The 11,944-nt window shown below is 69.2% G+C and carries 12 protein-coding genes, 1 tRNA gene and 3 pseudogenes; 9 read left to right on the top strand and 7 right to left on the bottom strand.

What is annotated here, in order from left to right; all coding sequences use genetic code 11:
- Positions 1 to 20: 20 nt before the first annotated feature.
- Both ABFY03_RS01060 and ABFY03_RS01055 read right to left on the bottom strand, forming a co-directional pair.
- Positions 21 to 233 (bottom strand): annotated as a pseudogene (locus ABFY03_RS01060) (IS5/IS1182 family transposase); the annotation flags it as partial.
- Positions 234 to 245: 12 nt separating this feature from the next.
- Positions 246 to 641 carry a hypothetical protein gene (locus tag ABFY03_RS01055; protein WP_346168837.1) on the bottom strand — a complete coding sequence of 132 codons (396 nt, stop codon included), beginning with the start codon at positions 639 to 641 and terminating at the stop codon, positions 246 to 248.
- Between the two features lie 439 nt (positions 642 to 1,080).
- Between ABFY03_RS01055 and ABFY03_RS01045 the strand changes: the two genes are divergently transcribed.
- Entirely contained in the window at positions 1,081 to 1,518 is a 438-nt protein-coding gene (locus ABFY03_RS01045; RefSeq protein WP_346168836.1) for a pyridoxamine 5'-phosphate oxidase family protein, read from the top strand.
- A 268-nt stretch (positions 1,519 to 1,786) separates the two neighbouring features.
- On the opposite strand, the gene ABFY03_RS01040 is transcribed toward ABFY03_RS01045, so the two are convergent.
- A complete protein-coding gene (locus ABFY03_RS01040) occupies positions 1,787 to 2,689 on the bottom strand; it encodes a LysR family transcriptional regulator (RefSeq protein ID WP_346168835.1) in 903 nt (300 codons plus the stop codon).
- A 79-nt stretch (positions 2,690 to 2,768) separates the two neighbouring features.
- Between ABFY03_RS01040 and ABFY03_RS01035 the strand changes: the two genes are divergently transcribed.
- From ABFY03_RS01035 to ABFY03_RS01025, 3 genes and pseudogenes are all read left to right on the top strand, one after another.
- On the top strand, positions 2,769 to 3,506 hold the full coding sequence (locus ABFY03_RS01035) for an SCO6745 family protein (protein WP_346168834.1): 738 nt from the start codon (positions 2,769 to 2,771) through the stop codon (positions 3,504 to 3,506).
- 51 nt (positions 3,507 to 3,557) lie between these two features.
- The gene (locus ABFY03_RS01030) at positions 3,558 to 4,160 is read left to right on the top strand and encodes a gamma carbonic anhydrase family protein (RefSeq protein WP_346168833.1); all 603 of its coding nucleotides are present in this window, start codon (positions 3,558 to 3,560) and stop codon (positions 4,158 to 4,160) included.
- A gap of 568 nt (positions 4,161 to 4,728) precedes the next feature.
- Positions 4,729 to 5,767 (top strand): annotated as a pseudogene (locus ABFY03_RS01025) (IS110 family transposase); the annotation flags it as partial.
- A 91-nt stretch (positions 5,768 to 5,858) separates the two neighbouring features.
- Here the strand turns inward: ABFY03_RS01025 and ABFY03_RS01020 are convergent.
- Entirely contained in the window at positions 5,859 to 7,100 is a 1,242-nt protein-coding gene (locus tag ABFY03_RS01020) for a hypothetical protein (RefSeq protein WP_346168832.1), read from the bottom strand.
- Between the two features lie 129 nt (positions 7,101 to 7,229).
- Between ABFY03_RS01020 and ABFY03_RS01015 the strand changes: the two genes are divergently transcribed.
- Complete coding sequence (locus tag ABFY03_RS01015; protein ID WP_346168831.1) at positions 7,230 to 7,391, top strand: hypothetical protein; 162 nt, start codon at positions 7,230 to 7,232, stop codon at positions 7,389 to 7,391.
- A 199-nt stretch (positions 7,392 to 7,590) separates the two neighbouring features.
- Here the strand turns inward: ABFY03_RS01015 and ABFY03_RS01010 are convergent.
- Positions 7,591 to 7,674, bottom strand: a tRNA-OTHER gene (locus ABFY03_RS01010).
- 263 nt (positions 7,675 to 7,937) lie between these two features.
- Here ABFY03_RS01010 and ABFY03_RS01005 point away from each other — a divergent pair.
- From ABFY03_RS01005 to ABFY03_RS00995, 3 genes are all read left to right on the top strand, one after another.
- Positions 7,938 to 8,381 carry a hypothetical protein gene (locus ABFY03_RS01005; RefSeq protein ID WP_346168830.1) on the top strand — a complete coding sequence of 148 codons (444 nt, stop codon included), beginning with the start codon at positions 7,938 to 7,940 and terminating at the stop codon, positions 8,379 to 8,381.
- A gap of 241 nt (positions 8,382 to 8,622) precedes the next feature.
- The gene (locus ABFY03_RS01000) at positions 8,623 to 9,096 is read left to right on the top strand and encodes a hypothetical protein (RefSeq protein WP_346168829.1); all 474 of its coding nucleotides are present in this window, start codon (positions 8,623 to 8,625) and stop codon (positions 9,094 to 9,096) included.
- Between the two features lie 97 nt (positions 9,097 to 9,193).
- Positions 9,194 to 9,727, top strand: a complete 534-nt coding sequence (locus ABFY03_RS00995; protein WP_346168828.1) for a flavoprotein — start codon at positions 9,194 to 9,196, stop codon at positions 9,725 to 9,727.
- Positions 9,728 to 9,755: 28 nt separating this feature from the next.
- Here ABFY03_RS00995 and ABFY03_RS00990 read toward each other — a convergent pair.
- Positions 9,756 to 10,304: pseudogene (locus ABFY03_RS00990) on the bottom strand (glycosyltransferase family 2 protein); the annotation flags it as partial.
- Positions 10,305 to 10,313: 9 nt separating this feature from the next.
- On the opposite strand from ABFY03_RS00990, the gene ABFY03_RS00985 reads away from it, so the two are divergent.
- Positions 10,314 to 10,559, top strand: coding sequence for a hypothetical protein (locus ABFY03_RS00985; protein WP_346168827.1), 246 nt, complete (start codon positions 10,314 to 10,316; stop codon positions 10,557 to 10,559).
- A 357-nt stretch (positions 10,560 to 10,916) separates the two neighbouring features.
- Here ABFY03_RS00985 and ABFY03_RS00980 read toward each other — a convergent pair whose 3' ends face one another.
- On the bottom strand, positions 10,917 to 11,801 hold the full coding sequence (locus tag ABFY03_RS00980; RefSeq protein WP_346168826.1) for an NAD(P)-dependent oxidoreductase: 885 nt from the start codon (positions 11,799 to 11,801) through the stop codon (positions 10,917 to 10,919).
- Positions 11,802 to 11,944: the final 143 nt, after the last annotated feature.

The raw sequence follows: 11,944 nt of genomic DNA, 5'->3' as shown, positions 1-11,944 counted from the left end.
GAGAGATCGGCGCCGGTAGTTCACGGCTTGAGCCAGAGGCGGACTGCTGCCGCGGTGACGGTGCCGTGGAAGACATAGGCTCGCTAGTCGTAACGGGTCGCGACAGCGCGAGCGTTCTTGAGGCCGTTGGTGGTCCGCTCGACCTCGCTGCGGCGCTTGCATCGGTCAGGGCCGAAGTCGACGGGTCTTCCGCCCGCACTGCCTTTGCGTCGGCGGTCGGCGCGTGGCTCCTTCAGAGGTCGCTGTCAACGGGTGAGGTGCCGTCGGATGAACGGTGCCGTTCCAAGGACGAATGCGGCGAAGACGGTCAGCCGCTGAAGGCCAAGCTGAGCGGTGAGGCTGCTGTGCTGGATGCCGTAGACCGCGTACCAGTTGGCGGCGAGGTCCGTCGCCATGATGGCGCAGGCCAGGTCGGTTCCTCGGCGTTTGCCTCTGATCAGGAGCACCGCGGCGAGCGCGTCGAACAGCGCCAATGACGACCAGTAGAGGTTGAGCCACTCCGGTGCCCAGCCGTAGGGGTGCAGGCCACGGCTGAGGAGGTCGGTGACGTGCGCCGAAGCGCCGACGAAGAGCAGCGCGGCCGCGATGACGCAGACCGATATGACGGTCCAGCGCGGGGAGTGGTGCATCCATCCGATCACGCTGTGGATCGTCCCACTTGGGGGCGCGGCCCGTCAGGCTGCCAGTTCGAGGAGAGGGAGAACGGAAGGGGGGTACCGCGATCTCCGCCGCTCGCGTCCGAGCGCGCTGGGCCGAGAACCACCTGCAGACGCCACCTAGACCCATCCTGCCGCAGTCGTGGTCCCCTTGGTGGGCCGGCTCGCCGCCGGCGCCCCGACCCTGGCTGAGGAAGCAGCCGAGAACGTCCTGCCCCTGCCACGTTGGCTGGTTGTCAACCTGTGAGCCCTGAGCTGACTGGGCCGCGACGGCGCCCCCGCCCGTGAATGAGGCCACAGAAGATAGTCTGCAACAAAACCATCTGCTACGGTCTTCCTTGTTGGGGCAGCTGGCGCGCCATCCGCACCGCAGCTGTCCCACCTGCCCTCCCGCCCCACCCGAACCACCGAAAGGCTGTCCGACATGAGCGAGCGCACCGCCCCTGAGACCACGGGCACCACCCAGAACGACGGCCCGGCCCCCCGGGCGCTCACCGACCAGGAGCTCTCCCGGCTATTGAGCCGGCAGCAGTTCGGCGTACTCGCGAGCGTCAGGAGCACCGGCCACCCGCACCTGTCGACCGTCCTCTACGACTGGAACGCCGAGGAGCGCGTCCTGAGGGTCTCCTCCACCGCCGACCGCCTCAAAGTTCGCCAACTGCGCCGCGACCCGCACGCCTCACTGCATGTCAGCGGCCCGGACATCTGGTCGTTCGCCGTGGCGGAGGGAGAGGCGGAGATCGCGGATCCGGCCGACGAGGCGGCCCCTGGCGAGCAGCCGCTGCCTGACCGGCGAGTGACCATCCTGCTCCGAGTCTCGCGCCTGTACGGGACCGCCCTGGATGTCCCCGCCCAGGACTGAGGAACCGCACCTTGCCGGAGCAGGAGAATGCGATCACACCTCATGCGTGGGCCGAGCAACGTCACTCGCTGCGCTGCGCAGTGAGAGTCCGACACCCTCCAGTGCGACAGGGAGTCCCACACCGGCGGCATAAGGTCATCGGCGTGCCATCGCAGCTGAGACTGTGTCATTCATGGCCGGCGGAGCGCAGAGAGCGGACCGCAGGAGGTGACGGCCCGGCTCGGGTGGGCGCGGGAGCCGCGCGAGGTGACCCCAGGCCGTCGGCCTGTCACGGAGATCGCCGGGATCGACCGGCTGTGCGAAGTGCCGCGATGACAGCAGCGGTCGTGGGGTTGGTCGTTTCGGTGTGGCGGGTCGCGGCGAACAGCAGGCGTTGGATCGGGTGGTCCTCGATGGGGGCCGTGTGGATTCCTGGGGTGGCCGGGTCGATGGCCGTCTGGGGGACGAGCGCGGTGGCGAGGCCGGACCGGGCGAGGGCGAGCTGGGCGGCGATGTCGGCGGTGACGTAGCGGGTCGTGGGGGTGAAGCCGGCCTGTCGGCAGGCGTGCAGGATGGCTTGTCCGCAGTCCGTGGTCGCCGGTGGCAGGACGAGGTGGTGCGTGGCCAGTTCGCGCAGGCCGAAGGGCCGTTTGAGGGATCCGTCGTCGGCGGTGACGACGAGCAGCGGGTCGTCGAGCAGCGGTGAGACCGCGATGCTCTTGGGCGTGGTCTCCGGCAGGTGGTGGTACCTCTGCCCCAGCACCACATCGACGGTGCCGAGGGTGAGTTCCCGCAGCTGCGCCTGGTCGGTGACGAGACAGGTCACGGCGAGCTGTGGATGCTCCGTGCCCAGCGCGATCAGCGCGGGCGCCACGATCCTGGCGACCGTCGACGGCAACGCGGCGAGCGTGGCGGTGGCTCCCACCGTTCCCTTGACCGCCGCGACGGCGCACTCGGCCTCCTCCATGGCGGCAAGGATCCGGTCGGCGTGTTCGAGAAGGACGCGACCCGCCTCTGTGAGGGCGACGGTCCGCCCGTCGGGACGCAGGAGATCGACCCCGACGTCGTGTCTCAGCGCGGTGAGCTGCTGGGACACGGCGCCGGAGGACAGCTCAAGGGACTGGGCGGCCGCGGTGATGGAGCCGCGGGCGGCGACGGTTCTGAGCATGTGCAGACGGCGGATATCGAGCATGACTCGATAGATTAGCTAAAGGGTTGCCTCAGAAAGCATCCCCTTGACCTGCGGTGTCGAGGTGGGCGACCTTCTGCGCATGGAGATCTTCGACTGCATCGCCGCCGTGGCCGGGCCGGTCCACAACTTCGGTGACGAGTTCATGTCCGACGAGGCGACCGCCACCATCGGCCTGCGTGCCGGATTCGCTCCTGGGCGCGGCTTCTACTGTCGCGGCCGGTTCGGGGTTCTCGGCGAGGCACCGGTCGCTGTGGTCCAGGCGGTGCAGGGGTTCCTCGGTCCCGATCTCGTAGCCACCGGTTGGCGGGTCGGCAGGCCCGTGATGCCGGCGGACGAGGCCGTCGCCTGCTACGCAGAGGCTGTGCGGACGTGGGGGCGCGCCCACATTCCCGCCGATGCCGATGTGGAGCACTTCAACCGCCTGGCACAGCGGCTGATCGACGCCGCCGACGCCGACGCGCTGCCGCTGTTCGCCGGCTGGCGCGCGCAGCCCGTGCCAGGCGACGACCCGGTCGGGGCGGCGATGCAGCGCGTCCACGTCCTGCGGGAACACCGCGGCGCCTGCCATCTCGCGGCGGTACGTCTGTCCGGCCTGAGCGCCCGGGAGGCGATGGTCGTCAACCTCGGCGTCGAGCAGGCGACCCACTACGGCTGGCACGAGCCGGGTCCGGCCGCCGCGGCCCTGGTCCCCCGGTGGCAGCGAGCGGAGCGGCTCACGGACGAACTCCAGGCGCCGCTCTATGCCACGCTGACCGCCCGGCAGCGTGTCGAGTTCGCCCAGCTGGTCGACGCGTTGACCAGCACCCAGACCTCATGACGGTACGTCGTGGAAACCGGCAGGCATACGAAAGGACGGCTGATCGCGGCCATGCTTCTCACTCATGAGGGCCGTTCGCCCTCCGTCCACCCCACGGCCTACGTCGCTCCGAACGCCACGCTGTGCGGGGACGTGCGCGTCGGGGCCGGGTGCCGGGTGCTGTTCGGCGCGGTGCTCACCGCCGAGGGCGGACCGGTGGAACTGGGCGAAGGCTGCATCGTCATGGAGAACGCGGTCCTGCGCGGTACCCGGCGGGATCCGCTGCTCCTGGGGCGACAGATCCTGGTGGGCCCCACCTCCTACCTGACCGGCTGCCGGGTCGAGGACGAGGTCTTCATGGCCACCGGCAGCCGCGTCTTCAACGGAGCGCGGATCGGGGCCCGCTCCGAGGTACGGATCAACGGCATCGTGCACGTGCGCACGGTTCTGCCCGCCGACTCGACGGTGCCGATCGGCTGGGTCGCCGTCGGCGACCCGGCGCGCATCCTCCCGCCGGAGGACCACAAGGGGATCTGGGAAGTGCAGAAGGAGCTCGACTTCCCCGGCTACGTCTTCGGCCTGGACCGGCCCGGCGAAGGCCAGAGCCTGATGCCGGCCATCTCCGAACGCTTCGGCCACAGCCTCGGCCGCCACAGGGATGACCACCAGCTCTGAGCCCCGCTTGGAGCAGGTGTGTCCAGGGTTGGGAAACACCCGGTGAGCAGGCACCACGAGGAGATGCCGCACACGTGAGACTGATCGGCTGTGCCGTCGACCTGAGACAGCGGACGAGTCGCTGCTCCGCGCACGACCTGTTCCACGAGCGGCGAGACCCTAATCCGTAGTTATGAGCGTTCCGCAGGAGCATGGGCTTCTCGGAGCGTTCGCGTACCAGACCGTGACATCCAGGTGCAGCCGGGCCGTCGAGGCCTCAACGTAGATCGGTGCACGATCGTGGTGCTCAGGGCGGTGGCGGTCACGTGGGCGCTGGGTGGATGTCCTGCGAGACCCAGGCGATCAACGTCTATGTGTAGAACGACGGCGTTCAGCGCCTACGTGACTGCCATCGCCGTCAACACCTACGGCCTTGATCACTCGTTGGTGTGCGTGGTGCGAGCCCGCCGCACGGTGACTTCTTGATACGCCCGAGCCGCCCGAGCTCCCGCATAGACCGAGTGAGGTCGCTGCGTGGCCCGCATGCGCTCGTGAACGGCGCACACACCGAACTCTGGGGAGGGGAACCTTGATCTACTGCGGAATCGACTGGGCGGAACGCACCCACGACGTCGCCCTGGTCGACGACACCGGCCTGCTGCGGGCCAAGCGGCACATCACCGACGAGGCGGACGGCTACAGGATCCTGCTGGACCTGCCGGCCGAGTACGGCGACACCGAGGAGACCCCGATCCCGGTCGCGACCGAGACCTCCCGCAGCCTGCTCGTCGCCGAGCTGCGGACCGGCAAGCGGCAGGTTTTCGCGATCAACCCGATGGCCGCCGCCCACTACCGCGACGGCCACTCCGCCTCGCGCCGGCGACGCCCTGGTCCTGGCGAACATCCTCCGCACCGACATGCACGCCCACCGGCCCCTGCCCGAGGACTCCGACCCAGGACGAGCGATCGCCGTCCTGCCGCGCCCAGCAGGACTCGCTGTGGAACAGGCAGCAGCTCGCCAACCAGCTCCGGTCCCTGCTGCGCGAGTACGACCCCGCCTCCCTGGCGGCCTTCACCGTCTGGACCGACGGCCTGTGCCGTCCCGAGGCCCGCGAACTCCTCGAGCCCGCCTCGACCCCGGCCCGGGCCGCACGGCTGACCCGCACCCGGATCCAGGCCACCCTCAAGCGAGCCGGCCGCCAGCGCGGCATCGAAGCCGAGGCCGAGCGCCTCCGCAAGGTCTTCCGCGGCGAGTGGGCCCACCAGCCGCCGCTGGTCGAGGATGCGCTCGGCGAGCAGATGCTCGCCCTCCTGATCCGGCTGGATGCCGCCTGCACCGCCGCCGACCAGCTCGCTGAGGCGGTGGAAGAGCCCTTCCCGCAGCACCCGGACGCCGAGATCCTGCTGAGCTTTGGCGGCCTCGGCATCCAGCTTGCCGCCCGTGTCCTGGCCGATCTCGGCGACGACCGCAACCGGTTTGCCGACGCCCGGGGCCTGAAGGCCTACGCCGGCTCCTCACCCATCACCCGCGCTTCCGGCAAGAAGTCCGCCATCACCAGACGATGGGTGGAGAACGACCGACTCAACCAGCCGGCTACCTCTGGGCCTTCGCCTCGTTGCTGGCCACTACCGTCACTCATTCGGTGGCCTTGCCTCAGGTCCGGCGTGGACCTTTCACGCGGACGCGAACGTAGCGCTCGCGGAGGAGACTGCCCACGTTCACTCGTCTGGAGTCTCCGTTGCCAGCGGGATACCGCACCGCCGGCAGTCGTTCGCGTGGTCGTCCTGGCAGACGTAGCCGATGGCACCATCCACGCACCATTCGGCGGCCTCCTCGGAAAGCAAGTCAGGCCCGGCAAGAAGCAGCCGACGGAATTCCGTGGTGTCCGCGATGTCGGCCGGCCGGTTGGTGAACCACTCGTCGAACCAAGGCTCGTCTTGGCGCATGCGCCAGTGCGCATTCTCCCGGTCGTCGACAGCCGTAAGGAACCGATCGACGATGCGCCCCCAACTCGGTGCTCCGAAGCAGCCGTTGTCGGACGCACCGAAGGATTCGATCAGGGTTCGCAGGCCGAACTCCTTCTCGTGAAGGCAGTACCTTCGCCCCCATGAGATCGCGACCTGCGCCATCTCCGCGAGTTCTTCTCGCGGATCAACGTCGTGCGCCGGGTCGTCAGGGTTGTGGCAGGCCAGCCCGAGCTCGAGCACGGACTGCCCGGTCGGCAGCACCCGGGACGGGTTGACGATCGCGAGACCGAGACCGATCCAGTCGACATGGTCGAACGACAGCATCGAGCGCACGAGTCGGGTGGTTGCCGTGTTGATCCGCATCATCGTGCCGTCGTGCAGCGGACTCTTCCCGGCATGCCAGTTCTCGACGGGTGTGTTGCGCCACACGGCGAGCGTGATGCGGGTGGCAGCGAGCCACAACAGGGCGTCGTCGTCGAGGTGCCCGAACCGCTTGGCGCACTCCTGGGCACCGTAGGTGATCAACTCTTCCGGTCTTGGCCACCTGTGACTGTCGGGCCCTTCAGGCGCGTACTCGTAGTCGCCGGCGTACTCGTCGAGGATCGCGATCAACTTGGTCGCGCTGTAAGCCTCGCTGTACTCGGAGCCGTCCGGCCCCTCGACGGCGTACATGTCGTGGTCCCAGGAGACGTACACGTCGCCCCAGACCACGACGTCATCGCACTCGCTGGCGTTGTCCGTCACAACCGGCCTGATGGTGATCGGGGCAGTACGCCCGTCGGTTCGCTCGCCGTCCTTCTCGGCGGCCCATGCGGTGATGACCCCGAGCGGCTTCGGAAGGAGAGGACCGACCTCGGTGATGCTGAACGGCTCGACGTCGTCATCGGTGTCGAACCGGCTATTGACAAACGCGACCGCCTCGGAGGGCGTGCTGACGATGGACTGGCTACCACTCTCGTTGTCAACTACACGCCACAACGCCCTGTTCTTCACGGTGCTCTCCGATCGCGGTGAGTGCACCCGAGGTGAGTGCGATGTGCCGGTCGCTCGGCACTGACTGCAATTATGGGCTGATCAACCTGTCCGTAGTCCCGCAGGCGCTCGTCGGCGAAGACGCTCGGGATGTTCGTGGGCAACCTGCTTTTCGCGACCGCAGACGGCTGGCCCGTCGGAAGAGGCGGCGGCTCGCCCACCCGTTCAGACAAGAAGCCGTGGACCGTGTCCTTCAACGCGCAGGGTTCCTCGGTGGTACGGCAGGCCGACGTGATCACCGTCTGGTGCTGAGCCGGGGCTTGCAGCGAACACGAGAGCCCGGGAAATGACACGGACCTGATACAGCCGACGGATGATGCGGCGTGAGACGCCGGATAGAACCGCAGGTCACGGCGGCGCCGCATGACACGGAACTGGAACCTACAGGCCCCCAGGCTATGCAGCCCTGTCGTGTGATCGCACGCGACCCCGCGCCATCGGGGGAGGGAGGTGGTCGCCACCGGGATTCGAACCCGGGTTTCCGATTCCGGGCGAACCGGAGACCGGTGTCCTCGGCCGCTAGACGACGGAGACCACGGGCGCATCGTATGCGAGCGGGACCACGGGCCCGGGCGGGATTTGTCCTTCCGTCTCGCCAGCACCACAGCCAAGCGCAAAGCGGCCGCGGCCTGACGAGAGCGACCTCGTGGTGAGAGCGACGGCTGAAGCTATCGCTCTCGGCGCGTATTCAAGCTCTCGACAAGCGAGACCCGCGCAGGGCCCGAGAGGCTCACTGGGAGACTGCAACGAGATAAGTCTCTTGGGTGGGGGCGGGATATGAACCGAAGACTGTTCGGTATGGCATGCACGCTGATCCTGGCGGCATCGGCCAGCGCGACTGGCTGCGGCCGCTACTCCCCATGCCCAGGGGCGGGTCAGCGGCCGGGGGGAATCAGCACGCAGGATCTGGTCGGCACCTATCAAAGCGCTGTCGGACGCTTGACTCTCAGCAACGACCGGACGTTCACCACACTCGGGTGGCCCGCAAGTCTTGAAGAAGCCACCGGTGACCCGCAGAGCAGAACCGGAAGCGGAACTTGGCAGCTGACTACCGCTGACGACTCCGGCTGGCCTGTCTCCTTCACCTTCCACAAAATCAGCGGCTACTGGGACAGCGACGTCAACGGTGGGTACTACGGAGACGGTCTTTACGTCAGCGGCAGTCGCGAGACCCCATACCTCTACGGATACGTCGGTGACCCCGACAGCTGTGAACTCGACACCTTCACGCGCAACCGCTGAAACATGCTTCCCACGGCCTCTGCCGATGAACCTGCTCACCAACAAGGCCAGGGGCGGCGGGATCGGGGGAACGTCCCCCTGGAGGTCGATCCTGCGACTGGCCAGCACCGCTGCAAAGCAGGACAGCGAGTCCCACGCTGACACACCTCGCTGGCGGGCGGCTGGAGGCCGGCCTCAAGTACCGGTCCGGGCGGATCGTCGAGCGGGCGCGTGCCTTCCGCCGTACCCTCACGGTGACGGGATGAGGGTGGGGATCACTGGGCACCGCGGGCTGAGTACCGAGGTCGAGGAGCGGGTGCGCGTGCTCCTGGCCGAGGCCGTTGCCGCGTACGAGCCCAGCGAGCTGGTCGCGGTGTCGTGTATCGCGGACGGCCCCGATGCCTGGTTCGCCGAGGCGGTGCTGGATGCGGGCGGTCGTCTGGAGGTGGTCATTCCGGCCAGGGAGTACCGCGAGAACCTGCCCGAGTGGCATCACGCCGCGTACGACGCGCTGCTCTCCCGCGCGGCTGACGTCCCCGAGGGCGGCATGACCCAGTCCACGTCACAGGCGCACCAGGCCGGATCCGAGATCCTCGTCGGCCTGGTGGACGAGCTGTCGGCGGTGTGGGACGGCAAACCGGCGTGGGCGTACGGTGGGACGGCGGACGTCGTTGCGTATGCCGAACGTACCGGCGTCCCCGTCCGCGTGCTGTGGCCCGAGGGCGCCAGCCGCTGACCCGCACTGCCCGATGGCCCGCCCTCTGATGGGAGCGGGCCGATGTGGCCCCCGACTCCCTTGGTGTGGGGACGAGTCCGTGTGATCGGATAGGCCCATGACGCGGACCTTGTACCTGTTCAGCAGCGCGGCGCCTCCGGTCTTCGACATCGCCCGGGTCATCGAGGAGGCGCAGGCCGCCGGCTGGGACGTCTGTCTGGGGCTCACCCCGACGGCGGCTCGCTGGCTCCACGCGTCCCTGGACGGTCTGGCAGCGCTCACGGGCCGGCCCGTGCGGTGGGACTACCGACTGCCCGGGGACCCGGACGTATGGCCGACGCCGGACGCTGTCCTGGTCGCACCCGCCACCTTCAACACCGTGAACTCCTGCGCGCTCGGCATCACGGACAAATGGCTCGTCGGCGTGGTCGCCGAAGGAATCGGCAAAGGCATCCCGATCGCGATGATGCCGTGCGTCAACAGCGCCTATACCGCCCACCCCCAGTGGGAACGGTCGATCGAGACGCTGCGCGCTTCCGGGGTCCGCCTGGTCTATGGCGAAGGAGGGTTCGTGCCGAACGATCCCGGCCAGGGCGACCCCTCCACCTACCCCTGGCCCGCCGCGCTGGAGGCCGTTTCTGACCTCCTGTGAATCTGGCTTGTCTGCCTCCGGCCGGGCTTCACACGATCGGCGGCCGGCCAGCGCGGGTGAGGCGGGCGACCGTGCGCCGGCTCATGGGCGTACGGCGCCCTTGGCTCTCGCACATGCCTTCCCCGGAAGCCGGCGACGATAGCGCGCAGAGCGGCCTTGTGGCGGAACCGCCAGAGGCTGAGCAGCACGAACGCGGCAAGGTTGAGGGGATCAGGGGCGCGGGGAGGTTGCGCCGGGCGAGCCAGACGCGGTTGCGTGCGTTGAGCCGGTAGAAGCGGTCATGGCGGGCCGGGTTGGTCGCTGGGTGGTGGACGACGATGTCCGGCAGGTAGCGGCCGGTGCCGCCCTGGTCCCGGAGCTTCCAGGCCAGGTCGATGCCTTCGTGGAAGAGGCAGAAGTGGCCGGGCCAGCCGCCGGCGGCGTCGAAGGCGGTGCGTCGGATCATGACGACGCCTTCGGCCATCACCGTGACGATGCCGGGCCTGGCCGGGTCTCCTGCGCGGAGCCGGGGGACCCAGCGGCGCACGGTGATCCCGGTGTCGGGGTCGGCGATCCGGGGCCGGCCGAGGGCGAGCTCGGTGAACAGGTGCCCGAAGTCACCCAGCTCGCCCAGGCCCTGCAGGCAGTCGGCGGTGATCTCGTCGGCGCGGACCGAGCCGATGATCGCGGTGACCTTCTCGCCCTGGGCCGCGGCCCGGTCGGCGTAGGCCCGGATGTGCCCCAGCAGCGCGCGTTTGTGCCGGTACTGGGTGCAGGTGGGGGCGCTGATGGTGACCTGGCGGATGCCGTGGGCTTCGAGGCGGTCGACGTAGCCTCCGCCAGGTCACGGTGACCGGGGCCTGGCGCGGCACGCAGGTCTCCGCCGGCCACCTCTGCACCGATGGCCCCAGCGGCGCGTGCCCAACAGGCCGTGCACCTGCCCGGCCGGCGATGACGGCCGTTTCTGCCGCCGGGGGAGGCGGCAGGATAGGGCCTCGGGCATCGCGGCGAGTGGGCTGATCGTGTGCAGGCCGCGGTTGTCCAGTTGGCCGGCCTGGGATGGCCGATCCCGTGCGGTGCGTTCACGGGGAGCGGGTGGTGGCGGTTCTGTACCGCTTGAGGGGCGGGGCCAGAAGGTCCGTCTGGGGCGTGGTGGCAGTGGGAGCCGCCGGGTTCGGTGCGGGGTGAGGGGCGGCTGCCGGTGTCGCGGTCATGTGCGGTCCGCCGGGTTCTTCAGGACCTCGATCACGCTGGCGTAGCTGTCGGAGCCGTGGCCCGCGGCCTTGGCTCGTTCCATGGCGGACTTGAGGAGTTCGGGCAGGGCGTTGTCGATGCCGCGGGCGGCCGCGGCGTGGAGGAGGTGGTCGATCGTCGCGAGCTGGACGTCGATAGTGGCGTCGTCGCCCGGGTAGTGGCCGGCGTCCACCTGGGGCGCGTAGGTGGCCAGGAAGCCGGACACGGCGGTGAGCCAGCGGATCGCGACAGGGGTGAAGGACGTGGCTGGTGTCTTCTCTGCGCCGACCAGCGCGGTCCCGTGCAGCCAGCCGGTCATGGTGGACCACATCAGGCCGAGCAGCGCGGCGTCGTAGAGCGAGGCCAGGCCTGGGTCGGCGCCCAGGTACAGAGGGTCGCCCAGCGCCCCGAGCGTCGGACGATGCGCTTCGAAGGCGGCGCCGGAACCGCTGTACAGGAACATCATCTCGGGGCTGCCGACCCCGGGCGGGGTGGTCATGATCGCGCCGTCGAGGTAGTCGGCGCCGTGCGACCGGGCCCACGCGGCTGCCTCGTCGGCCTGCTCGGGGGAACCGGAGGAGAGGTTGACGAGAACCCTGCCCGCGAGGGAGCCGGCGACGGGGTCGAGGACGGCGTGCAGCACCTCGTAGTCCAGTACGCAGGCGATGATCAGAGGACTCGCCGCGATCGCCTCCTCGGGCGTCGCGGCCAGGCGGGCGCCCCGGTCGGCCAGCGGCCGGGCCTTGTCCGCCGAGCGGTTCCACACGGTGGTCCCGTGCCCCCGCTTCAGCAGGGTGGTGGCGAGCGCCGACCCCATCGAGCCCAGTCCGATCACGGTCACTGCCGGGTGGTCAGAACGCATGCGAAGTCTCCTTGCTCGTCCGCTCTGTGGCGGTCGGTCATGTGAGCTCCAAGATCGCAGGGCACGGTGGCCGTCGACAGTGACACTGTTGACGGTGTCCACCAAATTCCCGCCGTACCCTGCGAGGCATGAATCCTGGCTCC

Origin of the sequence: Streptomyces roseofulvus, from assembly GCF_039534915.1 — a bacterium.
GTDB lineage: Bacteria > Actinomycetota > Actinomycetes > Streptomycetales > Streptomycetaceae > Streptomyces > Streptomyces roseofulvus.
Note: the sequence above shows the minus strand (reverse complement) of the source record. Positions and strands in the feature narration are given on the sequence as shown.